This window comes from Shewanella sp. DNRA4 (genome assembly GCF_012843185.1).
Classification (GTDB): Bacteria; Pseudomonadota; Gammaproteobacteria; order Enterobacterales; family Shewanellaceae; genus Shewanella; species Shewanella xiamenensis.
On the sequence record NZ_JABAIP010000016.1, the window covers coordinates 98,413 to 125,399 of the forward strand.

Here is a 26,987-nt window from a genome sequence, read left to right on the forward strand (position 1 = left end):
CGCAACTTTGCGTATTAAAAAGCCCACATTAGTGGGCTTTTTTACTACGTTGCGTCAACTGGGATTACAGGTCGTCAGCTTTAAACTCGGCTATCGACTCTCCACGGAATTGTTTCTTCAACTCCGCCTTTGACAGCTCATTTAATTTTCCGCCAGCACCTATGGTGAAATGCTCCGTTTGATCTAAGCGGCGCGCCTGATAGAGCATCACCACTTGAAGAGTCGATTCACGCTGGGCTTCGGTCAATACTGTGCCATCTTCCCATTTGCCTAATTCAGCAGCGCTACGCAGCCTTTCATAGACTTCTTCAGGCATTTGGTCGATTACTTGATTAATGTCGGTCATACACTCTTTCGCTTATGTAATACGATTCTAACGCGGGTAATTAAATAGCCCACAAAACCAAAGACAAAACAGATGGCGCCAATGGTCGCGCGTACGCCTTCGGCGGGCTCTCCACCCCAAAACCAAATCACCACCCCCGCAATAAACAGCGTCATGGCAACAAAGCTTTGGTTCATTAAGCTGCTGGATTTTTGGATATGACTGATCCGTACGAGCGAGCTATTATCACCATTGGTTTTTGCCTCACAATGCGGGCAAGCTGGCGCTTTGCTCGACATCCGTTTACGGCAGATTGGACATTCGATTAATGCCATAGTCGCACCTATCTTAACTTATCAACCACGGCGAGCATGGCAATCAATGACGCTTCGCCTAAATAAATACTGCGCTCAGGTGACCAACCCACAAACGGATCTTGCAGGTTATTGTTGTCTTTAAAAGGCATTTCTAAGGTGTTCGACAAGCAATCGAAGGTTTGCGCCACCCAATTAGACGCCACGGTCAAGTTGGCTTGACCAGGCTCGTCTTTAGCGTACCCAAACTCGGTTTGGAAATCGGCACTGGCTAAGGTTAATGCCTGACTAAAGTCCGCTTGCAGCTGCGCCAATCGCTCATTGTAAGCTGGTACACCCTCACAACCCGCGAGGAAAACATAGGGAAGACCTTCATCACCATGAACATCGTAAAATAAATCTACACCCGTTTGCTGCATCTTATGCACTACATGGTAGACCTCAGGGCTTCTTTCTAAGCTCGGGGTTTGCCATTCACGGTTAAGGTTAACCCCAATCGCATTGGTACGCAGATGGCCTCTTACGCTGCCATCCGGGTTCATATTAGGCACTATGTAGAAGTTCGCTTTATCGAGCAACGCTTTTGCGGTTGGACAATCATTATCCAGCAGACGATTCACTAAGCCTTCGACTAACCATTCCGCCATGGTCTCACCGGGATGTTGCCTTGCGGTGATCCAAATATTGCGTTTATCAGGATTGCCATCGCCCACTTTCATCAGGGTAATATCACGGCCATCTAAGGTTAAGCCTAAATGTTCAAGATTTACATCGGGATGCAATTGTGCGTTGCTGAGTAAATCTAAGTGACGCTCATAGCTGTACGGCGCAAAGTAAGCGATTTGAATCGCATCACAATCAAGTTCAAGCTGGATACTGAGTTTGCCATCAATATATTGAGTTGGTACACGGAACCAATGCTGACGATCGTAACTGGCGACTGCGTGGTAATCCTGCCAACCCTTAGGATAGGAAGCGGTGCCCGCATTGATAATATTTAAGGTGTACTGGTTTCCCACCTCACCTTCGAATCGGAAGTTGAACCATTGATAAAACTCACCGCCCGCATCGGGACGGATAGCCAGTTGAATATCGTCTTTATTATCAAGATTAATGACTTGGATATTTCCGCCATCAAAATTGGCACTGATCCGCATACTGATTCCTACTTAGTTATTCATGTGAGGGTAATGATGCAAAATACGCATCTACTATAATGCCCGTTAGAATAAACCAAATCCGTATCAGGGGAAAATGAAAGCGAGTAAAATTGCCTAAGAAGCCATCAGTCACGCTTTAATTAATCAGTGCCTAGGGCAATCATCATTTAAGCGCTAAAACTATATCCTTGACCGCGAACAGTATTGATTAAGGTACGCGGTAAGCGAGTATTAGCGAGTTTTCGCCGAGTATTACTGATATGCATATCTAAATTACGATCAAACCGCCCTAAGTCCTTCTGCAAAACTGACTTTTGCAGCTCTTGCTTAGTGATCACTTGCCCTTTTCGTTCAAACAGGTACTTAAATAACCTAAACTCAGTTTGGGTTAGCTCCACGGCATGCTTGTCGATGGTTATCCTGTAGGCGGTTTCGTCAAACTTAATCGATTGAATGGCTGCGGTTTGATCTATCGCCATTAGTGGCTTATGCCGCTGCACTAACCGTCGCTCAATCGCCTGCAAACGTACCAATAACTCTTTAATACTAAAGGGTTTAGCTAAGAAGTCATCCGCACCGAGTTCATAGCTTCTGATCCTGTCTTCTTCATTATCGCGGGCTGACAACATCATTATCGGCGTCAAACAATCCCTTGCCTGTAAAAGCTCAAAACCATCCATTTGCGGCATCACCAGATCGAGCATAACAATCTCGGGCGCGAAGGAGCGAATGCGTGAAAGCCCATCAACACCGTTAACGGCACATTCAACCTCATGTCCTTGTGCTCGGAGCACATCAGTTAACCACACTCGGAATAATGGATCATCATCGACTAACAGTATTCTACTCATCTCAAAACACCAAACGATAATCAATATCATTTATATTACCATACCTAGATGTTTGGCTCTAGTATAAGAAGAAGATTAAAAATCAGTATTTACTTAATTGTGATCAAGTTGGCAGCGATAGATAACGCTTGTAACCTTTTGCACCAAAACAAAAAAGCGCCCGAAGGCGCTTTTTAGAGTGGGTTCAAATTAAAATTAGAACTTAACAGTCACACCGCCGTAAATGGTACGGCCGATAGTGTCGTAAACTTCTGGAACAGTACCAGCATCACTACCGTTAGTAACGTATAGAGGCTTCTCATCAGTCAAGTTCTTCACACCTAAGCTAACAGTGGTGTTATCAGTTACATGATAGGTACCAGAAATGTTGTGATACAGAATTGAATCAACACCTCTTGTAGCAACGAATGGATTGTCGTTTGCATCATAATCAGTGTAAACATCTGTCATCGATCTGATATAGCGGTTGAAGTACATTACGCTCCAATCATCTTGACCTGCAGAGATGCTGAAGTTGTTACGTACGCGAGCATAAGCTCCCATATTACCGTCGATTGTACCAGTATAGTTTTCACCATCCTGCTCGAACTTAATCAAGTAAGTCGTATCGTTACTCACTTTCCAATCTAACCCAAATAACTCGAAGTTATAGGCTAAGTTGAAGTCGATACCGCTAGTATCTTGTGAACCTACGTTAGTCAGTGCACTTGTTAAGTTGAACAAGTCACCATCCGCAGTAATATTGAATGTGCTACACGCTTCTGCATCACCAGCATGACAGGCATCTAAGCCAACTTGCACGTCTGCACGAGCAATTGCATCCGTTACTTTGAAACGCCAGTAGTCAAGAGTAATTGACATACCATCAATATAGTTTGGTGAGTATACTAAACCAGCAGTGTATGACTCTGACTCTTCGGGTTTCAAATCTGGATCTGATGTGCGATTAACTAGAATCTGCCCAGTCTGTGCACTAGTCGGTAACCAAGGATTAGTTAAATAGTCAAACGAACCTGAGTTACCACCATAGAGTTCAGCAACGCTTGGTGCCCGGAAACCAGTCGCAGCTACAGTACGAACCATCAGCTCATCTGTCGCTGTGTAGGTTAAACCAATTTTCCAAGTAGTCGCTTTACCGAAGGTAGAGTAATCATCTAGACGAAGTGCAAATTCACCCGTTAGTTTTTCAGTAAACGGTACACTTACTTCTTCGAAAATAGAGATAACATTGTAGTTACCACTGGTTGGATCTTGTTGGGCTGCTGTACTATCACCAGCTACAACAACGGCATCAGGATTGTAGAAACCACTTTCACGACGGTATTCTGCTCCGATAGCGAAACCTACTGCACCAGCACTTAGGTCGAATAACTCACCGTTTAAGCCTGCTGATAACGTTTGTTGTTCGTTACCGCCAGTAGATTGCTCTTGATACGAAACATCCTGCATTTCATCCGTCAGGGGAGAACCTTCAAACCATGCATATGGATCTGCATAGATTGAATTAGCCATTAATGTTGCATTAATAGAGTTAGCAACCCCAGTCTTAGCTTCGTTCTTACCAAAGGTGTAGTCCACATTCCAATTCATACCAGTATGAACGTCTAAAGAACCCGCTAAACCAGCTGATAAACGCCAAGTATCAGTATCTTGACTGTAAACACGAGGACCAACATCCTTCATACGTCTGTTGTATTGCACTTGTCCGCGAGCATCAGCTTCAAGTCCCGCATCAACCATACTTTGGTCAAGATTAATGCAACCAGCATTCGGGTCTGTCACTCTTGGATCACCACACACGTTTAACTTGATTTGAGCAGGTTGTGCTGCAAGTTGTTGGTTAGAACGACGGTTTGTGTAGATTGCATCCGCAGTCAGAACAACATCATTGCCTAACTCTTGCGTCATATTTGCAAATAAGCTTCTGCGCTCACTAGGTGTTTGGAAATAAACATCATCAGAAAAATCATAACGTTCAGTTCGTTTTACCCAGTTACCATTAGCATCTAGAACTCTTTGAACGCTGTTATCAGTCGTGTTTAAGCTACCTGTTGGGATTATCGAACTTGAGTTTTCTGCAGGGTCATACCAATCACGATCACCCTGAATTACACCACGACGATCAGAGTAAGCTGCACCAAAGGTGTAGTTACCACCATCGGTGTTAAAGCCATACAGTGCGCTCACATCACCGTTTTCGCCGTCACCCTTGTCGGTGCCGCTACCGTTGAAGTCTAATTGGAAACCTTCAAAATCTTTTTTGGTGATGATGTTCACTACACCAGCAATCGCATCAGAACCGTATACCGCTGAAGCACCGTCTTTCAGGATTTCAACGCGAGCGATCATCGCAACAGGGATAGAGTTTAAATCCACAGAACTGTCAGCACCTGAACCTGAGTTCACCATGCGACGACCGTTTAATAGTACGAGAGTACGTTGCGAGCCCATACCACGTAAGTCAACTTGGGCAACACCGTCAGCACCGTTGTTAGTGGTTGAACCTACCGCAGCACCTGCCATTGAGGTTTGTACTTGTAGCATTTGGTCTACAGAGGTAAAGCCTTCGGCTTTGATTGCAGCAGCATCAATAACGGTAACAGGAGAAGCTGTTTCCATATCTTGACGTTGAATACGTGAACCCGTGACTTCAATACGCTCGACTTTTGCAGTCTCTTCAGCTGCAAATGCGCTTGATACCACGAAGGTACCAGCAGCAATTGAGCTAACGACAGCTAAATTGATAGCCGACGCAACTTTGGTTCTTTTTATCATGAATGAATGCTCCCTAGATCTTACTATTATTTTTATGCTTACAGTATGTACAACTATTGCTGTACGACTGTTGCGCTTGATACTGAGGATTCACTTTCATTCAGTCAACGTTCATTTTTTTAACTTTAAAAATCAAAATGTTTAATTTATTTAGTTACTTTGTTTTTTATTTGTTTCAAAAAGATCGTGTGCACTTTCTTTTAGATTTATTCAGCATAAAACACCAATAAAACTGATTTCATATAGACACAACAACTGTTAACAATGCAACATTTAAAAAACATCTAAACACTTCAAAAGTGTGATACATGTCACACTTTATCAAAGGTAAACAGTCTTGCGCACAGAATAATGTATCGATTAATTATGAGAAAATATGCATATTAGCAATCTTTACAATACTAAGAATTGAGAAAACATAAGTAGTTTTGGTGAGTTAATGGATACAAAATGAATAAGGTGTGGTTTTTATGCAAACCCAGGGAATTTTAAACACAAATGCAACAATTAATTGTCAATTTATAAATTGAGAACTAATTTGCTATTGGGACAATCGTTAAGGGACAAAAATGCATTAAGATAACGAAAATACGAAGAAGATAGATGATATACAATCAAACAACACTCAATAACGCATCACTTAAATTACTTGCAGAGATTACGTAAAAAGCTAATAAAAACAATAAGGATTAAATTAAATCCAGGTTTCATCTATTTCTATTCAAAAAATATAAAAGCGACCTAAGTCGCTTTTATATTAAGCAATAGATAACACTATTTAGCGATCACTCTGGTTTTATCATTCCAAAGTGTAAATACGCTCTGGCCGTTGCGATCCTGCCACGGGGAGTGCGTTGGATAAAACCTTGTTGAATAAGGAAAGGTTCGAGCACATCTTCAATGGTTTCGCGCTCCTCACCAATTGCTGCCGCAAGGTTATCAAGGCCCACTGGGCCGCCCATAAACTTATCGATAATCGCGAGCAACAATTTGCGGTCCATATAATCGAAGCCTTCGCCATCGACATCGAGTAAATTGAGCGCCAGCTCAGCAACATGTTGAGTCACAGCACCATCGTGTTGCACTTCGGCATAATCACGCACCCGCCGGAGTAATCGATTGGCAATCCTTGGTGTACCGCGCGAACGTTTGGCAATTTCAGTTGCGCCCTCACTATCAATGGCTAATCCCATCACTTGGGCAGAACGGGTCACAATGGTGCTTAAATCTTTGACATTATAAAACTCAAGTCGCAGCGGGATGCCAAAACGCGCCCTTAGCGGAGAGGTTAAGGCCCCCGCCCGCGTGGTCGCGCCGACTAAAGTAAAAGGTGGTAAATCGAGCTTAATGGAACGCGCTGCAGGTCCTTCACCAATCATGATATCCAGTTGATAGTCTTCCATCGCCGGATACAAGATCTCCTCAACCACTGGACTTAATCGATGGATTTCATCGATGAAAAGTACATCACCCGCTTCGAGGTTAGTCAGCAGCGCCGCTAAATCCCCTGCTTTTTCCAACACGGGACCCGAGGTCGATTTAATATTGACGCCCATTTCATTGGCGACAATCATCGCCAAGGTGGTTTTACCTAAACCTGGCGGACCGTAGATCAACATATGATCTAAGGCTTCTTCGCGATTCTTGGCCGCTTGAATGAATACCTTTAATTGAGCGCGCGTATCATCCTGCCCAGTGTATTCATCGAGCAATTTAGGGCGCATTGCCCTATCGATAACATCATCTTGACCTTGCAGCTGTGGCTGTATCAGTCTATCTGCTTCAATCATTTACCTATTCCTGTTACCGCATTGCATTCTTGACATACGGTACTTGCTATTTTGCTGCAGTTGCAGCCTGCTTGGCTGCAAAAATCATGCACCGCAATAAACTGCCTCAATCAAAACCATGCATTAGAGCATCGATTTTAACGCGGCCTTAATTAAGGTCTCACTGTCCATGCCTTCTTTAAAGGCTGCTGAAACCGCTTTGCTCGCCTGTGGCGGTTTATAGCCGAGGGAGATCAACGCTGAAATGGCATCCTCTTCAGCACTGTTGACCATAGGTGCAGGTGAGTAATTAGACTGCAGCACAAACTCACGCTCGGAGCCCACTGACGCCTCCATCAGGCTCTTAAGTTTATCGCGCATTTCTACCAATAACCGCTCGGCGGTCTTTTTACCAACACCAGGTAATTTTACCAGTGTCACTATATCATCGCGCTCAACACAGCCCACAAATTCACTGGCCGTCATGCCAGAAAGAATTGTTAAGGCGAGTTTTGGGCCAACACCGTTAGCCTTAATCAATAAGCGAAACAGTGAACGCTCTTGTTTGGTGATAAAACCATACAGCAGCTGGGCGTCTTCACGCACCACAAAATGAGTATAAACCGTGGTCGGTTGATTGAGTTCAGGGAGCTCATAAAAGCTAGTCAGCGGCATTTGTAATTCGTAACCGACCCCATTCACATCAATCAACACCTCTGGCGCTTGTTTTTCTATTAATACGCCACGTAAACGACCTATCATCTGTACCGTCCATATGTTCTTGTTGTTGCTCGGCCGCTTAAGGCAACCAAACTTTGATTGGTGTGATAATGACATACTGCAACGCCGAGTGCATCCGCGGCGTCTGCCTGTGGTGCGGCTGGAAGCTTTAGCAATTGCTGGATCATGTGTTGTACTTGCTCTTTTTTCGCACGTCCCGTCCCTACCACCGCATTTTTTATCTGTGTTGCGCTGTATTCTGCAACAGGTAAATTGGCTACGGTTGCTGCGACAATTGCTGCGCCACGGGCTTGACCCAATTTCAAGGCTGAGTCAGCATTTTTAGCCAAAAATACCCGCTCAATCGCAAACTCATCGGGTTGATATTGGCGAATAATTTCACTGATCCCATCAAAGATCTGCTTTAATCTTAACGGCAAATCATCACCCGAGGTACGAATGCAGCCACTGCCTAAATAAAGTTGCTGCCGCCCTTGGCATTGGATAACGCCGTAACCTGTGATCCGCGAACCGGGGTCTACACCTAAAATAATTGCCATTGTTTCCTTATGCGTGCGCCTTACGTAAATCGGTCGATTTGCGTCTTAACAGCGCCTCAACCAAATCATGACTGATTAAAGAACCACTCAAAACCTGCTCGCGTTCATTCCATCAAAAGAGACACGTTGTCTTACTCAGCAAACACTTGTACCTCCCCAAGTTGGCTTAACCCAAACTTTCCATAATCTCATCGGAAATTTCCGCATTATGATACACCTCTTGCACATCATCGTGCTCTTCAAGGGTATCGATAAGGCGCATAAACTTCTCGGCAGTCTCGGCATCTAACTCGGCTTTGGTCGAGGCTATCATCGAGATTTCGGCGTTATCACTGACAAATCCCGCCGCATCGAGGGCATCTTTCACCCCGTAAAACTCCGTCGGTTCAGTAAACACATCGATAGCGCCATCATCGTAACTCACCACATCTTCTGCGCCCGCTTCTAGCGCCGCATCCATTAAGGCATCTTCATCTGTGCCCGGCGCATAGGACAACACCCCGCGTTTAGTGAACAAATAGGCAACCGAACCATCGGTTCCTAAGTTACCGCCCGATTTGCTAAAGGCATTACGTACGCCGCTGACGGTACGGTTACGGTTATCGGTCATGGTTTCCACCATCACCGCGGTGCCGCCTGGGCCGTAACCTTCGTAAATAATGGTTTCGAGCTGCTGACCTTCAAGCTCGCCAGCACCGCGCTTAATCGCGCGCTCAATGGTATCGCGGGTCATGTTGCCGCCGAGCGCCTTATCGATGGCGATTCGCAGACGCGGATTTGAATCGGGATCTGAGCCGCCTTCGCGGGCTGAAACCGTTAACTCACGGATAAATTTGGTAAAGAGTTTACCGCGCTTGGCATCTTGCGCTGCTTTGCGGTGCTTAATATTGGCCCACTTACTATGACCAGCCATGGGAGTTCTCCTCTACATGTAGCCATTGCACATCTTATCAATAGCCTAAGGTAACCTTGACGGTGCCTCGAATAAGGCGCCTTTACTCAATGTTCCTTTACACAGTGAATGACGGCAAGTTCAGTGACGTCGATAACGCAGATATTGATAAGAAATGAAATGACGGGATAAAAATAGACCGAGGCTTGCGCCTCGGTACTCGATAATCACTAAGGATTAGTCTTCAGTCTTCGCGGCTTTCACCACGGAAATACCTAGTTCAGCTAATTGTTGTGGATTAGCAAAACCTGGCGCATTGGTTAACGGACACGCCGCTGTGGTGGTTTTCGGGAATGCCATCACATCACGGATTGAGCTTGCGCCCGTCATCAGCATGATGATGCGGTCTAAACCGAATGCCAGACCAGCATGTGGTGGCGTACCGTAGCGTAGCGCTTCGAGTAAGAAGCCGAATTTCTCTTTCGCTTCTTCGTCGGTAATGCCAAGAATGCGGAATACCGCAGACTGCATCTCTTGGTTGTGGATACGTACCGAACCACCACCTAATTCACAGCCGTTTAATACCATGTCGTAGGCATCGGACACACGGTTAGCCGGATTGGCTTCCAGCTCTTGTGGTGTCACGCCGCGTGGCGCAGTAAACGGATGGTGAACCGCGTGGAAGCTGCCGTTGATCTTCTCAAACATTGGGAAGTCAACCACCCACAATGGACGCCATTGACCTTCAAGCAGATTAAAGTCTTCACCGGCTTTAAGACGCAGTGCGCCCATAGATTCGGCAACCACGGTCGCTTGGTCTGCACCAAACAGGATAATATCGCCAGTTTGTGCGCCAGTGCGGCTGATTATTTCGTTCACAATGCCTTCGTTCAAGAACTTCAGCACAGGCGATTGGATGCCTTCTAACCCTTGAGTCAGGTCGTTTAGCTTCATCCACGCTAAACCTTTAGCACCGTAGATACCCACGAACTTAGTGTAATCATCGATTTGCTTACGAGACAGGCTTGCACCGCCAGGAATACGCAGCGCCGCAACACGGCCTTCTTCGTCATTGGCTGGACCTGAGAATACTGCAAACTCTACTTCTTTGAGCAAGTCAGCCACGTCCACCAGCTCTAATGGGTTACGTAAATCGGGCTTGTCTGAACCAAAACGACGCATGGCTTCGTTGTAGGTCATGCGCGGGAATTCGCCTAAATCGACATTCAGCATCTCAAGGAACAGACCACGCATCATCTCTTCGGTTTTCGCCATCACTTGCTCTGAGCTCATGAAAGACGTTTCGATATCGATTTGAGTAAATTCTGGCTGACGATCAGCACGTAAATCTTCGTCACGGAAGCATTTTACGATTTGATAGTAACGGTCAAAGCCTGACATCATCAGCAGCTGTTTAAATAGCTGTGGTGATTGTGGCAGTGCGAAAAATTGACCTTTATATGTACGGCTCGGCACTAAATAGTCACGGGCACCTTCTGGGGTTGCCTTGGTCAGGATCGGCGTTTCAATATCTAAGAAACCGTTTGAGTCGAGGAAACGACGCACAGCACTGGTCACTTTCGCGCGGAACATTAACCGCTGTGCCATTTCTGGGCGACGTAAATCTAAATAACGATATTTTAAACGCTGTTCTTCACTGTTGTTTTGATAGTTATCTAAGCTCAGCGGCAGAGGCTCAGAACTGTTGATAATAGTTAGTGCTTTACCCAACACTTCAATTTCGCCAGTTTTCATTTGTGCGTTAACTTGGCTATCAGGACGTGCACGAACCACGCCTTTTACCTGCACACAAAACTCAGCGCGCAGTGTGCTAGCCACATTGAACACTTCAGGTAAATCTGGATCGTAAACCACTTGGACCAGACCTTCTCTGTCTCTTAAATCTAAAAAGACTACGCCACCCAAATCACGGCTACGATTAACCCAACCTACCAAGGTAACTTCTTGTCCAACGTGAGACTTATTGACGTCTCCACAATAATGACTGCGCATCTAACTCTATCCTTTATCCGGAAACCGGTGCTTTGGAAATAATCAAAACGAGATAAAAGCGGCATTATAGTCAAATAATGCCGATTACCAAAGTACTTCACTTTTAGGCGGTGAAGTATCAAACAGTTTTACGCCCTTGACTAGAGGCGAACGCACTATCTATGCATAAACGTACAAAAAAACATCAAGCCACGCGGTAGCAACGCCCACCCGCCGTTTTGGCTTGATACATTAATTGATCCGCTTTTTTTAATAATTCAATCGCCGTATCACCATCGCGGGGATAAATCACCACACCGATACTCACAGCAATTTCTACCTTTACGCCTTCAAAAGTGAAGGGTGATGAAAGCGAGTGCAGAATATTATCAGCAACTTGGGTCGCGGCATCGAGATCTTGCACACGATTTAGCAGGATAACAAACTCATCGCCGCCAAATCGAGCCACAGTATCAGAATGGCGAACGGCTTGCGTCAGTAATCCCGCCACCCGTAGAAGCAAGGCATCACCTATTGGATGTCCATGCTGATCATTGATTTGTTTGAATCCATCTAAATCAATAAACAGCAGCGCAAAATGGCTCTGATCGCGACGATGGGCTAATAGTGCCTGCGATAATCGATCATCGAGTAAGCCTCGATTAGGTAACTGGGTTAATGCATCATGGTTCGCAACGTATTGCAAACGTTTTTCCGCCGCAATACGGCGAGTTATCTCACGATTTAGACGACGATTAACCACTAATACCGCGATCATCACCACCGATAAACTCAACGCTCCAAGCAATAAATAGCGGATCCAACGCAAGTATTGCCCATCGTCAGTGGCAATCGCGAAATTCACCCAATGGGAATAGATTTGTTGCTGCTTTTGCTGATCGATCTGCGCTAATACTCGGTTGATTAATGGTGCCAATGGGGTAAATTGCGGGTTTATGCCAAAATGACTATGTTGGTCGGCTAAATCGCTTAAGAGTGACATTTTAAGTAAAGGATACTGGCCCGTTTTTAACTCAGAGGCTAGCGTCACCACCTTATCAATAAACACATCGGCATTACCTTCATTTACCGCTAAAAGCCCTGAGTGCGTATCGGGTACCAACACGAGCTTCAGCGAAGGTTGTAGCATCATTAGTTGAGCGACAAGATGATAGCCTTCAACCACGGCCACTCTCTGACCTGCCAATTGTGCCAAATTAAAAACAGAGACTTGTTCAAGCTGCGATACTAGCCCCCATGGCGATGGCCAATAGGCATCACTAAAAACTACATGCTGTTGCCGCTCAGCGGTTTTAGCAATACTGCCCGCCAGTGCAATCTCTCCTGTTCGCAATGCGCGAATAAGCGACTGCCAATCATCAAACGCAACGGGTTGGATCTTAAGATGCAATTGCTGGGCGAACATATTTACGATATCACTATTAATGCCCGCGAATTGGCCTTGCTCATCGCTAAATTCCATGGGCGGCCACTGCTTAAGATAACCCAGTTTGAGTTCACCCAATTGTGAAAGATAGTTTTGTTCACTGCTTGAGAGTTGGATACTGCGTAAGCCTGCCTGATTAAAAATACGGTCTTTAGGGTTAAGCATCCATTTTTGTTCAACATCAGCAAATTCCTGCATGCTAATACTGTGAAATCCATTGCTGATCCGTTGAGTCAGTCCAGGATCATCGCTTCGAGTTAATACATAGATATCGGTAGGAAATTCCAGCTCAGGGTATTGATTAAAATCGGCCCATGCTTTGTTTTGCAGAAGATAATGGGTAGTCCATGCTCCCGCTGCAACAAACCCAACAATCTCTCCCGCTCTTGCACCGGCGACCATCGCATCCATACTGTCATAGTAACGCAATGACGCATCCGGCAGTGCTTTGCGTAACTGGACTAAATATGGCGCCGTTGGCACAACACCAATACGTTTACCTTTTAAGCGATGTAAATCAGTTAATTGCTGTTGATACAAAAACAGTCGACTTTTTACCGTATACAAGTGCCACGCGCGAGTTAACCCCGTTTTCATGTCATCACTCTCGGGATAACCAATATGGGCATCGGCTAACCCTTGGCGTACATCGTTAACACTGCCGTTCATATCGCCTGAGATAAAATCGACATCAATCCCCGTTTTAGCCGACCATAGTCGCCAAAGATCCACATAAAAACCATGGGGTAAACCATCAACACCTAAATCAACAAAAGGCTCAACCCCCAGTTGCATCGCGACTATCAGTCCCGCTTTTTGGCCGTGGTAACCCAACCAGCGACGCTCAGTTTGTTGGATAAATTTAGGGTCAAGAGCATTAAAGCCCGCCTTAATTTTATTCAGTAAGGCGGTATTGTGCTTCATCACCGCAGGCACAAATTGCATCGCTTTAATGGGGATACGAATATTGAGAGGAAAATTTGCTGCGATCGTTTGGTTAGAGGAAGGGTCGCGAAGATAACCGTCGAGCCCAGCAAACACCACTGTGTCACCCGCCGCCACACCTGCAAGTAGCTTTTCACGGCTTTCATAATATTTAAATACTAACGCAGGTTCGATACGGCGTAATTCCGCTTCATGGGAAGAACCGGACACAATTCCAATCTGGTAAGGCACCAATTCTTTAATGTTTTTTTTGCCCTGCAAGGATTTATGTAAATACAAATAGGTGCGAACATCAGCAATCGGATCGGCAAAATCAAATAGTTGTTCACGCTCCGGGGTTTTACCCATGCCAATATGCACTTGGGCGTTTCCCTGTTGTAACTGTGCGAGAGATTCATTCCAGTGTCGCGCAACAAAAACGAGTGAGGTATCGGTACGTTTACCCCACTCCTTCCAAAGATCGACTAATAACCCCGTGGCTTCGCCCTCGTTATCCACAAATTGATAGGGAAAGCTGTCTTCCCCCATCACCACGATAAGCGAATCAGTCGCTCCTTGACTGGCATTAACTGTGTTGTTCGAAAAAACACAACACAGGATCACAATAAGCTGGAACACTAACTTCAACTGGGGTCCCTAGTACCTGATGTACAATGTAAATACTTTGTTATTTATCGCATATTAGACAGAAATTTCTGGCAAATTACTAGCCCGAGACTTGCTGCTAGTCAACGGGATTCGTTAAAATGCGGGGTTGAATTTTCGAGACATTCCCAAATGAACGCTTCCCAAGATACTATCTACGCTCAAGCGAGCGAGCACATTAGCGATTTCCAGTTTGATAGCCGTGTTGCGGGTGTCTTTAGTGACATGATCCGCCGCTCAGTGCCTGGTTACACCCAAATTATCAATACTATCGGCGATTTTGCGGATCGTTTTGTTAAACCTAATACTCAGATTTACGACTTAGGATGCTCTTTAGGTGCTGCAACATTGAGCATTCGCCGCCAGATCCAAGGCCGTGACTGCCGAATTGTTGCCGTAGACAATAGTGAGTCTATGGTGACGCGCTGCCAAGAAAACCTCAATGCCTATGTCAGTGATACTGAGGTTGAGCTGATCTGCGGTGATATTCGCGATATTCACATCGAAAACGCCTCCTTAGTGGTGCTCAACTTTACGCTACAATTTTTACCTCCCGAGGACAGAGAGTCACTTATTGCCAAGATTTATCAAGGCTTAAATCCAGGAGGGATCTTAGTACTCTCGGAAAAAATCCGCTTTGATGATGCGCCAATTCAAAGTGTACTTGAAGAACTGCATCTCGACTTTAAACGAGCCAATGGCTATAGCGAGCTCGAAATCAGTCAAAAACGTAGTGCGCTGGAAAATGTCATGAAACCAGATACCTTAAGTACGCATCAACAGCGCTTAACTCGCCAAGGGTTTAGTCACTTTAGTACATGGTTCCAATGTTTTAACTTTGCTTCTATGGTGGCCATCAAGTGATTAATTTTAGCTCCTTTTATCAACAAATCGCCGACTCAAATTTACAACATTGGCTTGAAACCTTGCCAGCAATCCTCGGTAAATGGCAAAGAGAACACAAACACGGCAACCTCCCGAAATGGGAAAAAGTGCTTAATAAACTGCACTATCCAAGCCCAGATAAAGTCGATTTTGTTGATAGTGTCACGATAGGCACGGGTGAGCAGCTCACGCCAGGCGAAAAGGAAAAACTCGAGAATTTACTGCGGCTCTTTATGCCTTGGCGTAAAGGTCCATTCCATATTCACGGCATTCATATCGACACCGAATGGCGCAGCGATTGGAAATGGGATCGGGTTAAACCGCATATTTCGCCCCTGCAAAACCGTACAGTACTCGATGTAGGTTGCGGTAGCGGCTATCACATGTGGCGTATGTTAGGGGCCGGCGCTAAGCGTGTCGTGGGTATCGACCCTTCCCCGCTGTTTTTATGCCAATTTGAAGCGGTTAAACGCTTGAGTGGTGAGAATCACCCTGTGCACCTGTTGCCACTTGGTATTGAAGAACTTCCGCCATTGGATGCCTTCGATACAGTATTCTCCATGGGCGTCTTGTATCACAGACGCTCACCCATTGATCACTTGTTGCAATTACGCGATCAGTTACGTATGGGGGGAGAATTAGTATTAGAGACGTTAGTGATTGATGGTGATGAAAACGCCGTACTCGTCCCGCAAGATAGGTATGGCAAAATGAATAACGTTTGGTTTATTCCATCCGTTGCGGCACTGATGCTCTGGCTTAAAAAATGTGATTTCACCGACATACGTTGTGTCGATACCGATATTACCGCCCTTGCCGAGCAGCGCCGAACCGATTGGATGCCAAATGAATCACTGGTTGAATATCTTGATCCTAACGATATCACTAAAACTATCGAGGGTTACCCTGCGCCAAAACGCGCAACGATTATTGCTGTGAAAAATCAACCGAATCAAGATTTGAACTAGAGCATGATACACTTAGGCATGTTAAAGCCATGTCATCCCATACCATGAGGGTCACAGCCCCGTTGCCTATGCCAAAAACATTGTTTACGGCTAGCCTGTTTGGCTGGTGTTTATTATCCTCTATTGGTGCAGCCTCTGCTGCACCAAGCCCTGTACCTCTGCTGGTGGAACAGTGTTTACGTCATCCTAATATTGACTTGACTAGCGCCTTTAGCCGCTATGCCAATACACATAATTTGCCCACTTTAATGCTCTCAGATAAAGCCTTGGTATTAGAGCAACACACCATAGGGCTTAATAACATTAATGATAGACTCAACTACTATCGAGGTTTATCTCTCTCGGGCGAAGAACGCCAAGGACTACTGCAATGTCAGTTGCGCCTTGCCGATATCCTAAACGACCTGCTGAGCCAAGCTGCATTCAACCAACTTGTCGATGAGCTCACTGATGCGGCTGATAAACATAGCAATGATGAGCATCTCACCCAAGATCAACTCTTATTCGGTGAACAATTAGTCGCATTACTACGTCAGCATCAATCCCCCCTTGATAAGGCCAAACTGCACACAGCACAAGCCACTATTCGACAAGGATTAGGCAGTCAACAATTTCATTTAGCGGTTCAAGCAACCCAATGCCAACTGCCAACTGAGGTTACTACTGCCAACACAGAAAATGTCGCCGTTGATGCAGCCGACAACGCCACAGAAACATCAAATACAACGTTTTCCGGCACGATTGTCGGTTATCTCTTAAAACAACCCGATCGCCACTGTCGGCAAATTCTGTGGCAGGCCTATCAAGGTCGTGCCCGCGAGCATAACCAACTCGCATTGCATCGTATTGCAGAATTGCGTCAACAAATGGCAAATGACGCAAACTTTATCGATTTTGCCAGTTACAGCTTGGCTGAACAGCAACTCAATTCTCCTGCGTTAGTAAAACAGTTTCTCGACAGCCAAACTGAATCAATTGGAGTCGCACCTTGGGATGTCGGCCGTAAATTATCGCAGCTAAGTAGTGCCAAACAGATTTCCTTACACACTGGCGAAGTGCTCGATAATGCTTTTGCTATTCTCGGTGAGTATGGATTGAGTTTTGAAGTGATAGATGGGCATATTGCATCAACCGCGGCTCAACGGCAGCAACAAATCATCCGGGTTTACCACCAACATCGTTTGCTTGGTGAAGTGTATCTTGACGTAAATAGTCGGCATGCCAGTGCCAGTCAACATACCCTCAGACAAAGTGTAATTGGCCAACAGTTTGGTCAACAGGCACTCGAGCTTAATCCCACACTCAACAGTGACAAAGATATTGAACGTTTTTGCAATGCGTTAGCCCAAGCTGTTGTAGCACTTGCACGGGGAAGCCATTTTTATCTAAACAATACCTTAGGCCCGAGTCTCGATTCAAATCAGTTACCAAGCCTTTGGCTAGCCAATGTATTACACGAAACACTCTTTCCAAAATATGATATTCAACATATAGCGCCAAGGGAGATACTCGCCAAGGCCTATACCAAACAACTTAATGTGTTTCGCGCTAAAGTGGCGCTTAATTTTTATCAGTCTTTAAAACAGAAAAGCTATCCCGATCTACAAGCAGAGTTCAGTAAGAGTTTTGGCGCAAATTGGGAACAACCAATTGACTATGCATATAGTTTCAATGCAATCGCTAATGAAGGCCCACGCTATTATCAATCCCTGTGGCAAACGCAATTAGCTAAATTTGTCTATTTATCCACACAAGACTGCCAAGATAAACTTGGGCTTTTTAATCTGTTGGTAGTCAATGAGGCTGCACTCACCTTAAGTGAGCAACTACACGCTACTATTGGCGATCCCGTTGATGCGGCATCGCTTATCCAGAGGATTATCGTTGTCTTAGGATCGCACGCTAACGCAAGCAATTGTGCTTTTTAGCGGCTTAACACAATGGGAACGGTGATTTGCACACACCAGCAAACAATATCCACGCGTAATCTTACCGTCAGTAATAATCATACCGCTGCACATCGCCGCGATTATCGTCTCCCAATTAAATCACCGATACTATTGAATAAACGATCATGACTCGCCACTATAGGGCTAAACCTATCGTTTTTTTAGAAAACTGTCGTTAGACATTAGGATCTCCATGACTCGCGCTAAATCCACCCTTGAGCAATGGCGTATTTTACAGGCCGTCGTCGATTATGGCGGCTATGCGCAGGCGGCAGAAAAACTCAACAAGAGCCAATCGTCTCTCAACCATGCTGTCGCCAAGTTGCAACATCAATTGGGAATTGAGCTACTCGAAGTTCGAGGCCGCAAAGCTTACCTAACACCACAGGGCGAAGTGTTACTGCGACGTTCACGCCATGTCACTCAATCTGTGAATGAATTAGAACAACTTGCTAGCAACCTAGAGCAAGGTTGGGAGCCAACGCTGACCATTGCCCGTGAAATTGTCTATCCGATGGAAAGCCTTGTATGTGCGCTAAGTGACTTTCTGCCCCATAGCCGTGGTACTCGCATTATTATGCTTGATTCAGTGATCACTGGGACGCAGGAGCTGATCTTGCAGAATAAAGTCGATATCGCCATTTGTGCAGGCATCCCACCCAAAGGCTATTTATCCGAGCCTCTATGTGAACAAGAGCTGCATCTGGTTTGCCACCCGAGCCATCCCTTAGCCGACATTGGCACTTTAGATGACGACAAACTGTTGGCACAGCATCTGCAATTAGTGATCAAAGACACGGGCGTGCAATCTAACATTGATATCGGCTGGCTCAAAGCCGAGCAGCGCTGGACAGTATCTAACTTCCATGAGGCGAAAGTTATTTTAAACCAGGGAATTGGTTTTTGTTGGATCCCATCCTTCCTTATCCAAGAAGAATTAGCCGCGAGTAAACTGGTGCGTTTACACCTGCAAGGCAGCCAGAAACGACGGATAATGCTTAGCCTTGTGATACCCAACCGCGATCACCAAGGCCCCGCCTCGAAACTGCTGGCCTCTTATATCCTAAAGCACCATGGTGTGAGCACTACCGATTGATAACGCTAAGGTTGTTTCCTCTAGCACGGCAAAATGAGTGCTTGGCAAATCGAGAATCACTGTTATTTGATTTATAGCTACAAACTTGCAAACAGAGCACGATTAAGCGATAGGCCTTAATGGGCAAACGCTACTCGGTTAATATTTGCGAGAATATCGAGAATTAGAGGCTAGGGCGTGTTGACGTTTTAGGGGTATTTTTGCAGCAATTTGGCGGGCTTTTATGCAAGGCAAAGTCCGTGCTGTGTAGTTATTCTACATAAACGGACGATAACGCGGCAGAAAAGCCAGCCAAATGCTGCCCGAAGGGTTCGCCTAGCAAGCACTTGCTCTTACTTTCTGTCATAAGAGCCGCTCGTCATTTGAGTAGAATAACTACACATCATTCCTCGTTTCGCGAGCACGTGCTTGCCAGAACGAACAAAATCTAATCTCGAAACGTCAACACGCCCTAGACATTCACATCTAAGAAACGCGGACGATGCAGTGCTAAAGTTTGAGGGTTGAACAGGCCGCGAGTGTCTTGGCGGTTTGATGAGTCAAGTGTTAATCCATTGGAAATAAGACTATTCTCCCCATAAACAGTCGAGCTAGACGCCAATGCAGAATCGTCTATTGGTTCTGCTATCTCCCCACGATGTGCATCAACACTCGACTCATTGTGCACTAGTGTTGAGTTTTGATTACTGGCTAGCGCTGCTACGGCTACCGCATCATAGAAACGAACCGCATTGCTGTCCCTTTGGTTAAGATTCAATGCACCCTTGTTGAATAAGCGAGCGGATGATTCGAGTCGCTGTGAGGAAATCTGCGGATTTTCAGCTTGGTTTGATTGCACAGAACCAACGGCCAAGGTTGCTGTTGGAGGTTCAATTGTATCGCTATTTTCAACCTCTATGGCATTTACGGCATCAGAGGTATCACTCGATGCAACCTGCGCCGCAATAGCTTGCTTAATCTTATCAATCACTTCGGTAACAGGAGCCGATGGCTCGTCTTGGGGGACCGTGATATTACCATCGGCATCAACCTTACCCGTGACTTGAATTTGACGTTCTTTGAGCGGTGGCAAGTTTTCAAGTTGCGCCTCGGCACCTACTAAGGTTTCCGTTGTGGACTGGTCAACAATCTGCTGTTGACGTTCTTCAGCAAGTTTAGCCTTGGCCTCATTCATTTTCTGCAGTGCTTGCGCCGCCACGCGAATATCGGCAGAAGATGGGTCAACTGGCGCCATCGCGGCCGCATAGACTTGCTTCATTTTATTGATGGTCGCCAGAGGATCGCCTGGTACTGTCGACACATCGATTTGTACTTCACCGTCGGTGGCATAGCGTTGGCCATCAGCACCTTTTTCATACTTGAAACTGGGGCTTTGGGCATATTGACCACCCACGCTGGCATGAGCGTGCTCGTGAGCTTTGACTTCTGTGTCCCTTGCTTTTAATTCATCAATTTGGGCTTTTTGTTGCTCTATCGCCTTTTCTTGTGTCTGTTTGACTTGCTCTTTCGCTAAGTCTTGCTGGCGAGTTTGTTCGACCTGTGTCTGCTGAGCTTGTTGGCTATTATCGGCTTTAGCAAAGGCTTCGGCTAATGCTTGTTGTTTTTGCTCCTGCTCTTGTATAGCCTTTTCCCTTGCTTGCTTAGCTTGCTCATCACGAACTTGTTCAGCTTGATTTTGCTGAATGTGAGAAAGTTCGCCTGCTACCGATTCACTCCCAACTGGTTCCTTGGTCGCGGCAGGTTGGCCAAAGATATGACTAAACTGCTCACTCAAACTGTTTGCCTGAGGCGAGGTTCTATCACCAACGTTAGCCACCACCGAATCGCGGGTCCCCGAAGAAAACTCAGTAGCAAAAGGACTCATTGCTGTACTAGTGGCCTTTTGTTGTCCCAAAGGTGCAACACTCGTTGTGATGGGATCTGAAGTCGGGAATATATTGGCGAAATCCGAATTTGACGAAGTAATACTACCGATATCGCTTTCAGTTGAGTAAGCGGTTGTGCTTGGCGCCAAAGAAACCAGAGGATTAACGGCACCATTCAATGCTGAAAGCCCCATATCAGGAGCACTCAACACTGACACGGCTGTCTGAGAGGCAGCAATTTGCCCACCTCTCATTCCACCTATGGAACGAGGTCCTGTGAGTAAACTAAAACTTTTATTAGTTGAAAACTGTGAAGTCGAATCTATCAGTTTTGGAGCAGAGGGGTTTGAATGTAATTGAGCAGAAGCGTTTACGCCTAAATCTACAATAGCTTTCTGTATCGCACTCGCATCAACATTATTCGCGCTAGAAGAAAGGCTCGCATAACTCGATTTAGTGCCTGCCAATAACTCAGGCCGAGTCCCAGTGAAAGGCAAAGTTTGGTTGGAAGCAGCAGTAAAGCTACTTAAAGACGGTTCAAGTGCCCCACTCACTTCGGATTTTGGTGCATGCAGGCTAGCCGTTGAAGCGCTATGGTTAGCAACCGTCTGACTATTGTCACCTTGATAAACCAGTCCACTTTGAGGTTTTGCTCCTTTTAGCGGCTCAATCGGCTTATCTGCACTCAAAAACGAATTGGATGGCGCGCCAACCTGTGATGACAGCGCCATGACCGACATAGTTACACCTTGATGTTAATAATCGAACCTATAGTTTCAGATTCTCTCTCTAGTACCTCAGTCGATGCTTCGCCTTGTCGCAATGATGAATTGGCAGCAACTAATGCTGAGGTTTTATCGGTTTCATCTACCGCCTTAGCGGTTTCTGTGGGTGCAGCGCTTTGCGAAGGACTCGGTTTAGCCACATCAATCGTAGCCTGTGTTAAGCCTGATTGAGCCGTTTGCAAGCCTTGCAGACCGGAAGCATAAGCAGATTGGATTTGCATAAAGGGATTCCTGCATCTGGTGAACACTAGGTTAATTATTGACCAAACCTACCTTGATGTACAGATTTATCCCTCTTATGGAGAGCTTTTTTGCTCATTTTCAGCTCCTTTTTAACAGGCTATCCAAGCCGATTCCCAATCCTTAAAGACGGGGTTAAATCCCTTGAGCCGCATTTGACTGATGACCTGCTCAACAGTTCGCTCATCGCTGATCTCAAACTGATCGAGCTGACTATCAGGTGCTTGGTAACCTCCGGGCTGAGTTGAACTGCCCGCACTCATTTGCGTTATCCCAAGAGGCAGTAAATTGTCCCGAAGCGATGGTGCCTCGCGGGTCGATAAACTGATATCAAGTTGTTGATTAAAAAGTCTAAAGGCACAGATCATTTGCACCAGTCCAAGATCGGTTAAATGCACTTTTGGTGTTATGCCACCAGTACAAGGCCGCAAACGTGGTAGAGAAATACTAAAACGAGTACGCCAGTAATGTCGTTCTAAATAGTCCAAATGGTGGCCCATCAGTAAGGCATCGAGCCGCCAGTCATCTAATCCTAGTAACACACCGAGGCCTATCTTATCGATACCCGCACGGGCAACGCGATCGGGCGTGGCAAGCCGATAGGCGAAGTCCTGTTTTTTGCCTCGGGTGTGATGTTTAGCATAAGTCGCGGCTTGGTAGGTTTCTTGATACACCATCACAGCATCCAGCCCTTGCTCAACAAGCTGGCGATAATCAATCTCCTCAAGCGGCTGCACCTCCATAGCCACATAACTAAACTGCTGTTTTACCAACGGTAAAACCCGCTGAAAGTAATCCATTCCAGCCTTAGTTTCATGCTCTCCCGACACTAGCAAGATAGAATCAAAGCCGCGGGATTTTATAATCGCCATTTCGGCAGCAAGTTCCTGCTCATTGAGCACTTTGCGCTTGAGCTTATTGCTCATGCTAAAACCACAGTAATCACATTCGTTAGCGCAAAGATTGGACAAGTACAGTGGTAAGTACAATCCGATATTGGCCCCAAAGCGTTGTCGAGTGAGCGCTGCCGAGCGCTGTGCCATCTCTTCGATATAGGGCTCGGCCGCAGGAGACAGCAAAGCGAGCAGACTCTGTAAGTTGCCTTCTGGTTGAACTAGGGCACGTTCAACATCAGCAGCAGTGCATGAATACAACGCCAGCAATAACTTATCCCGTTCAATGCGGGCAAAATGGTCGACAAAACTCATTGCTGTAGGAATCCGGTTAGTGGGCTGGTATGCACCGCCTGAGTTTGCACCCGGCCAAGCCCCGCTTCAAAGGCGCGTCGACCGCAATCTACCGCATCCTTAAAGCACAACGCCATTTCAATCGGAGATGCGCTGCTGGCAATGGCGGTATTAACCAGCACGGCATCGGCACCTAACTCCATCGCGTGCGCTGCATGGGATGGCGCGCCAATTCCCGCATCAATCACCACCGGCACCCTTGCTTGCTCGATAATCATCTTGATGAAAGGCTCAGTCACCAACCCCTGATTGGTGCCAATTGGGCTTGCCAGTGGCATCACAGCGGCGCAGCCGACATCCTCTAAACGTCGGCACAGCACGGGATCGGCATGCACATAGGGCATCACAATAAAGCCACGTTCACAGAGGATTTTGGCTGCGGCTAATGTCTCGACCGCATCGGGCATCAGGTATTTGGGATCGGGATGAATTTCAAGTTTAACCCATTGTGTTCCCAGCATTTCCTGCGCTAATTCCGCGGCGAATATCGCTTCCTTAGCATTACGCGCGCCCGAGGTATTAGGCAAGAGTCGCACGCCCGTTTGCCGAAGTGGCGAGAGCAAATCATCGGCCCCAGTTTTTAAATCAATTCTTTTCACTGCAACGGTCACCAACTGCGACTGAGACGCCTTAATTGACTCCAGCATCAGCTGACTTGAGCTGAATTTTCCCGTGCCCGTAAATAATCGCGATTCAAATTCCACACCTGCAATCGTTAACATCTTAACCTCCCGCGACCACGGCAAATACATCAATCTTATCCTCATGGTGGCAGAGGATAGATGACCATCTATGCCTTGGCACTACGGCCTCATTTAGCACTAATGCGACTGATTGTTGATTAATATTTTGTGCTTCTAACAAGGCTTGTAAACTGAGCGGTTGTTGAAGTGTTTGGGGCACATTATTGAGATGAATTAAAATCATAACAAACCTCGATTAGGGACAGATTTGAATGAAGCAGCTGTGGTTGATTTCATTAATGCACTCGGCTTTAATCCGCACACCTTGCACTCGGGATCACGGGTTAATGCGGCCGAATGCCATTGGAGTAACTTGGCATCGAAACGCCAAAATCGGCCAAGTAGCGCTCTCGTGGAGGTGACTGGGTGACTTGTCTCTTCGAAAGACTGATTACCCGTTTGTTTTGTTGTAGAAGTTGGCGGCGTGGCTAAGAGCAACAATTGCATCGCTAGCAGCGCCTGCATCGATGCCATCACGCCGACACTGGGGCCGAGCACTCCTTGACTGCTACAGTTTTGTGGCGCGCGAGTATTCGAGGGGAAGATACAGTGATAACAGCCGCCTGCGGGAAATCGCCGCTGATCAACCGCAAACAATTGGCCGTTAAAGGCAGCAATCGAGGCGCTCACCAAAGGCAAGGCATGCTCAATACACAACCGATTGATACAATGGCGCGCAGTAAGGTTATCAGTACAATCAAGCACTAACCTCGTCTCTTCACCATGGGTTAACAGACCAGAAAATACAGTGTTCGCAGACTCGAGAGTCAAATGCTCGGCAAAGGCATCAATCTCACAACCGTGCGCCAACACGGCTAATTTCTGTTTAGCAATGAGGGCTTTGTGATGACCAATATCGTCGTCACTAAAGAGTAACTGCCTTGGCAGATTGGATAATTCCAGCCTATCGCCATCGACAAGCGTTAAGCGCCCGACTCCGGCACAAGCCAAATATTGCGCCGCCAATTGCCCGAGGCCGCCTAAGCCGACGATAAGCACATGAGCCTGTTTAAGCTGCAACTGGCCAGCCTCGCCGACCTCGGGTAAAAATATTTGCCGCGAATAACGAATAAAGTCTTTATCGGCAAGGGATTGCGCCTGCTCTTGTGTGATGCTCATAGGCTTGACTCCCAAGCTCGCGTCAATTCGGCAAAGGCCATTATTGGATCGCTTGATTCGGTAATCGCCCGCACCACAGCAATATTGCTCACCCCAGTCGCTTTGACTTGGGCAAGATTCGAAGGCCCGATGCCGCCAATTGCCACTAAGGGATAATGCGCTTTTAACAGTTCAACATAATGCGCTAACTTGAATAACCCTTGTGGCACCGATGGCATTTGCTTGGTCGTCGTCGGGAAAATATGCCCAAGGGCGATGTAAGATGGCGCATGTTGATGGGCACGCAGCAACTCGAAATAACCGTGGCTCGAAATGCCAAGAGCCAATCCCGCTGCATGAATGGCGTTAAGATCCGTCACCGCCAGATCTTCTTGCCCAAGATGGACCCCAAATGCGCCATGCTTTATCGCTAATTGCCAATGGTCATTGATAAATAGCTGCGCATCATAATGCTTACCTAAGGCAATCGCGGTTTGGATTTGTGCCTCAAGCTCGTCCGACGCCAACACATTAGACTTTAGCGCATTAGACTTTATCCTGAGCTGTATCGTCTTCACGCCCCCCGCCAATAATTGTCCGAGTAACAGTAAGTTATCGACAACTGGATAAATCCCTAAGTCAGGATCAAGGCGCTTAAACGCGCCGCATTGCAAATCACTGGATTCACTCAAGCTATTTTTAGGGTAAGAAGTGACGTAAGGATACGCCGTTAAGCTGTGCGGCCATGCGGTACGCGCAAGTGGTCCGGGGCCTTGGCCAATCCCCACTGCATAAGTTAAGCCTTGATTGACATAGGCTTTTGCTACCACAACCGCATCCTGCAATACAAACCCAAAGGCTAACACTGAGGCGATGGCTGAAGACAGAGTACAACCACTGCCGTGGTTATGGCGCGTGTTTATCCGCGCACTACTGAGCCAAAAACCACCATTCGCGTCAAGCGGTGAGCAGCCAGTAACCTGATGACAAATCAACAAATCTTCCGCAAAATGCTGATTCTCTGTAGCGATGCGATGACTTGTGATATCGCTTTTTTGATCGCTTAAGACATCACTGGTGTTAATGCCAGCACTTGCCTGAACCGCAAAATCAATATCGCCGCCCTTGGCTAATACGCTGCACGCTAATTGCGCAGAGAGTTGCATTGCCGCAGAGGCAAATTCTGCTTTTGTGTGTATTGGTGACGCTTGTTTGTTAGTGGCGACAGTAAGCCTTGCCAACTCCTGCACATTCGGCGTTATCAGGCTAATCAAGCCCTTAAAAGGAGTAAAATCCAGAGGTTTACTTGCAGTGCTCTTATCGCCGAGCTCATCCCCACAGCTGGCAACCATTACAGGGTCGAGAATAACGGGGACGAGCGGAAATTGGGTTTTAAAACCAGCCAACCAATCGGCAACTAAGTGCACTTGCTGCTGATTTGCGAGTAAGCCAATTTTAATCGCCTGAGGCGGTAAATCGGCTAACAGGGTCGAAAGCTGTGTAAGTAACATTGCCTCACTCACAGGCTCAACTAACTCCACCGCTACTGAACTTTGCGCCGTTAACGTGGTGATCACGCTGCATCCATGGCCGCCCAAATCCTTGATGGTGGCCAAGTCGGCTTGGATCCCCGCGCCGCCACCACTGTCCGACCCCGCAATGGTCCAGACGATAGGTTTAGGCACCAAGTGGTTGAAATGCTTAGTCGGGGTCATC

At 46.4% G+C, this 26,987-nt stretch carries 22 protein-coding genes; 4 read left to right on the forward strand and 18 right to left on the reverse strand.

Features of this window, described 5'->3' with window-relative positions:
* Positions 1-64: 64 nt before the first annotated feature.
* From HG547_RS17355 to HG547_RS17405, 11 genes are all read right to left on the reverse strand, one after another.
* Entirely contained in the window at positions 65-346 is a 282-nt protein-coding gene (locus HG547_RS17355) for a DUF1315 family protein (protein ID WP_037418861.1), read from the reverse strand.
* Positions 343-660, reverse strand: coding sequence for a hypothetical protein (locus tag HG547_RS17360; protein ID WP_037418858.1), 318 nt, complete (start codon positions 658-660; stop codon positions 343-345). Before HG547_RS17360 ends, HG547_RS17355 begins: the two co-directional genes overlap by 4 nt.
* 8 nt (positions 661-668) lie before the next feature.
* A complete protein-coding gene (locus tag HG547_RS17365; protein ID WP_037430581.1) occupies positions 669-1,796 on the reverse strand; it encodes a M14-type cytosolic carboxypeptidase in 1,128 nt (375 codons plus the stop codon).
* Positions 1,797-1,966: 170 nt separating this feature from the next.
* Positions 1,967-2,650, reverse strand: coding sequence for a response regulator transcription factor (locus HG547_RS17370; protein ID WP_037419044.1), 684 nt, complete (start codon positions 2,648-2,650; stop codon positions 1,967-1,969).
* Positions 2,651-2,845: 195 nt separating this feature from the next.
* The gene (locus HG547_RS17375) at positions 2,846-5,425 is read right to left on the reverse strand and encodes a TonB-dependent receptor (protein WP_069454982.1); all 2,580 of its coding nucleotides are present in this window, start codon (positions 5,423-5,425) and stop codon (positions 2,846-2,848) included.
* 785 nt (positions 5,426-6,210) lie between these two features.
* Positions 6,211-7,215 carry a Holliday junction branch migration DNA helicase RuvB gene (gene ruvB / locus HG547_RS17380; protein WP_037418848.1) on the reverse strand — a complete coding sequence of 335 codons (1,005 nt, stop codon included), beginning with the start codon at positions 7,213-7,215 and terminating at the stop codon, positions 6,211-6,213.
* Between the two features lie 123 nt (positions 7,216-7,338).
* Positions 7,339-7,956, reverse strand: coding sequence for a Holliday junction branch migration protein RuvA (gene ruvA, locus HG547_RS17385; protein ID WP_037418847.1), 618 nt, complete (start codon positions 7,954-7,956; stop codon positions 7,339-7,341).
* Positions 7,953-8,474: a crossover junction endodeoxyribonuclease RuvC gene (gene ruvC / locus HG547_RS17390; protein ID WP_037418845.1), complete on the reverse strand. Its 522-nt coding sequence runs from the start codon at positions 8,472-8,474 to the stop codon at positions 7,953-7,955. Before ruvC ends, ruvA begins: the two co-directional genes overlap by 4 nt.
* A 166-nt stretch (positions 8,475-8,640) precedes the next feature.
* Positions 8,641-9,387 (reverse strand): YebC/PmpR family DNA-binding transcriptional regulator, encoded by a 747-nt coding sequence (locus tag HG547_RS17395; protein WP_169548533.1) that lies wholly within the window; start codon positions 9,385-9,387, stop codon positions 8,641-8,643.
* Positions 9,388-9,603: 216 nt separating this feature from the next.
* A complete protein-coding gene (aspS, locus tag HG547_RS17400; protein WP_169548534.1) occupies positions 9,604-11,379 on the reverse strand; it encodes an aspartate--tRNA ligase in 1,776 nt (591 codons plus the stop codon).
* 184 nt (positions 11,380-11,563) lie between these two features.
* Positions 11,564-14,377, reverse strand: a complete 2,814-nt coding sequence (locus HG547_RS17405; protein ID WP_169548535.1) for a transporter substrate-binding domain-containing protein — start codon at positions 14,375-14,377, stop codon at positions 11,564-11,566.
* Positions 14,378-14,527: 150 nt separating this feature from the next.
* Between HG547_RS17405 and cmoA the strand changes: the two genes are divergently transcribed.
* From cmoA to HG547_RS17425, 4 genes are all read left to right on the forward strand, one after another.
* Entirely contained in the window at positions 14,528-15,259 is a 732-nt protein-coding gene (gene cmoA / locus HG547_RS17410; protein ID WP_037418836.1) for a carboxy-S-adenosyl-L-methionine synthase CmoA, read from the forward strand.
* A complete protein-coding gene (cmoB, locus tag HG547_RS17415) occupies positions 15,256-16,248 on the forward strand; it encodes a tRNA 5-methoxyuridine(34)/uridine 5-oxyacetic acid(34) synthase CmoB (RefSeq protein ID WP_037418833.1) in 993 nt (330 codons plus the stop codon). The genes cmoA and cmoB overlap by 4 nt, the downstream gene beginning before the upstream one ends.
* Positions 16,249-16,277: 29 nt before the next feature.
* Positions 16,278-18,176: a M3 family metallopeptidase gene (locus tag HG547_RS17420; protein ID WP_240199952.1), complete on the forward strand. Its 1,899-nt coding sequence runs from the start codon at positions 16,278-16,280 to the stop codon at positions 18,174-18,176.
* A gap of 214 nt (positions 18,177-18,390) precedes the next feature.
* Positions 18,391-19,293, forward strand: coding sequence for a LysR family transcriptional regulator (locus tag HG547_RS17425; protein WP_037418830.1), 903 nt, complete (start codon positions 18,391-18,393; stop codon positions 19,291-19,293).
* Between the two features lie 451 nt (positions 19,294-19,744).
* Here the strand turns inward: HG547_RS17425 and HG547_RS17430 are convergent, their stop codons facing one another.
* The 7 genes from HG547_RS17430 to thiE all read right to left on the reverse strand — a co-directional run bounded on the left by HG547_RS17430 (position 19,745) and on the right by thiE (position 26,986).
* Positions 19,745-21,898, reverse strand: coding sequence for a putative metalloprotease CJM1_0395 family protein (locus HG547_RS17430; RefSeq protein ID WP_140906649.1), 2,154 nt, complete (start codon positions 21,896-21,898; stop codon positions 19,745-19,747).
* 2 nt (positions 21,899-21,900) lie between these two features.
* Positions 21,901-22,164 (reverse strand): hypothetical protein, encoded by a 264-nt coding sequence (locus HG547_RS17435; protein WP_037418823.1) that lies wholly within the window; start codon positions 22,162-22,164, stop codon positions 21,901-21,903.
* Positions 22,165-22,275: 111 nt separating this feature from the next.
* Positions 22,276-23,391, reverse strand: coding sequence for a 2-iminoacetate synthase ThiH (gene thiH / locus HG547_RS17440; RefSeq protein ID WP_169548536.1), 1,116 nt, complete (start codon positions 23,389-23,391; stop codon positions 22,276-22,278).
* Positions 23,388-24,152 carry a thiazole synthase gene (locus HG547_RS17445; RefSeq protein WP_169548537.1) on the reverse strand — a complete coding sequence of 255 codons (765 nt, stop codon included), beginning with the start codon at positions 24,150-24,152 and terminating at the stop codon, positions 23,388-23,390. The genes thiH and HG547_RS17445 overlap by 4 nt, the downstream gene beginning before the upstream one ends.
* Before the next feature lies 1 nt (position 24,153).
* A complete protein-coding gene (gene thiS / locus HG547_RS17450; protein ID WP_037418815.1) occupies positions 24,154-24,357 on the reverse strand; it encodes a sulfur carrier protein ThiS in 204 nt (67 codons plus the stop codon).
* Positions 24,354-25,292, reverse strand: a complete 939-nt coding sequence (locus tag HG547_RS17455) for a HesA/MoeB/ThiF family protein (protein WP_169548538.1) — start codon at positions 25,290-25,292, stop codon at positions 24,354-24,356. The genes thiS and HG547_RS17455 overlap by 4 nt, the downstream gene beginning before the upstream one ends.
* On the reverse strand, positions 25,289-26,986 hold the full coding sequence (gene thiE / locus HG547_RS17460) for a thiamine phosphate synthase (RefSeq protein WP_169548556.1): 1,698 nt from the start codon (positions 26,984-26,986) through the stop codon (positions 25,289-25,291). Before thiE ends, HG547_RS17455 begins: the two co-directional genes overlap by 4 nt.
* Position 26,987: the final 1 nt, after the last annotated feature.

Excerpts from the sequence above, each read along its gene's own strand:
- thiS (WP_037418815.1), bottom strand. The coding sequence starts at position 24,357 with ATGATTTTAATTCATCTCAATAATGTGCCCCAAACACTTCAACAACCG.
- ruvC (WP_037418845.1), bottom strand. The coding sequence starts at position 8,474 with ATGGCAATTATTTTAGGTGTAGACCCCGGTTCGCGGATCACAGGTTAC.
- HG547_RS17370 (WP_037419044.1), bottom strand. The coding sequence starts at position 2,650 with ATGAGTAGAATACTGTTAGTCGATGATGATCCATTATTCCGAGTGTGG.
- HG547_RS17445 (WP_169548537.1), bottom strand. The coding sequence starts at position 24,152 with ATGTTAACGATTGCAGGTGTGGAATTTGAATCGCGATTATTTACGGGC.
- HG547_RS17365 (WP_037430581.1), bottom strand. The coding sequence starts at position 1,796 with ATGCGGATCAGTGCCAATTTTGATGGCGGAAATATCCAAGTCATTAAT.
- HG547_RS17375 (WP_069454982.1), bottom strand. The coding sequence starts at position 5,425 with ATGATAAAAAGAACCAAAGTTGCGTCGGCTATCAATTTAGCTGTCGTT.
- HG547_RS17455 (WP_169548538.1), bottom strand. The coding sequence starts at position 25,292 with ATGAGCATCACACAAGAGCAGGCGCAATCCCTTGCCGATAAAGACTTT.
- HG547_RS17360 (WP_037418858.1), bottom strand. The coding sequence starts at position 660 with ATGGCATTAATCGAATGTCCAATCTGCCGTAAACGGATGTCGAGCAAA.
- thiE (WP_169548556.1), bottom strand. The coding sequence starts at position 26,986 with ATGACCCCGACTAAGCATTTCAACCACTTGGTGCCTAAACCTATCGTC.
- HG547_RS17420 (WP_240199952.1), top strand. The coding sequence starts at position 16,278 with ATGTCATCCCATACCATGAGGGTCACAGCCCCGTTGCCTATGCCAAAA.
- ruvB (WP_037418848.1), bottom strand. The coding sequence starts at position 7,215 with ATGATTGAAGCAGATAGACTGATACAGCCACAGCTGCAAGGTCAAGAT.
- aspS (WP_169548534.1), bottom strand. The coding sequence starts at position 11,379 with ATGCGCAGTCATTATTGTGGAGACGTCAATAAGTCTCACGTTGGACAA.
- HG547_RS17435 (WP_037418823.1), bottom strand. The coding sequence starts at position 22,164 with ATGCAAATCCAATCTGCTTATGCTTCCGGTCTGCAAGGCTTGCAAACG.
- ruvA (WP_037418847.1), bottom strand. The coding sequence starts at position 7,956 with ATGATAGGTCGTTTACGTGGCGTATTAATAGAAAAACAAGCGCCAGAG.
- HG547_RS17425 (WP_037418830.1), top strand. The coding sequence starts at position 18,391 with ATGACTCGCGCTAAATCCACCCTTGAGCAATGGCGTATTTTACAGGCC.
- HG547_RS17355 (WP_037418861.1), bottom strand. The coding sequence starts at position 346 with ATGACCGACATTAATCAAGTAATCGACCAAATGCCTGAAGAAGTCTAT.
- HG547_RS17395 (WP_169548533.1), bottom strand. The coding sequence starts at position 9,387 with ATGGCTGGTCATAGTAAGTGGGCCAATATTAAGCACCGCAAAGCAGCG.
- thiH (WP_169548536.1), bottom strand. The coding sequence starts at position 23,391 with ATGAGTTTTGTCGACCATTTTGCCCGCATTGAACGGGATAAGTTATTG.
- cmoA (WP_037418836.1), top strand. The coding sequence starts at position 14,528 with ATGAACGCTTCCCAAGATACTATCTACGCTCAAGCGAGCGAGCACATT.
- HG547_RS17430 (WP_140906649.1), bottom strand. The coding sequence starts at position 21,898 with ATGTCGGTCATGGCGCTGTCATCACAGGTTGGCGCGCCATCCAATTCG.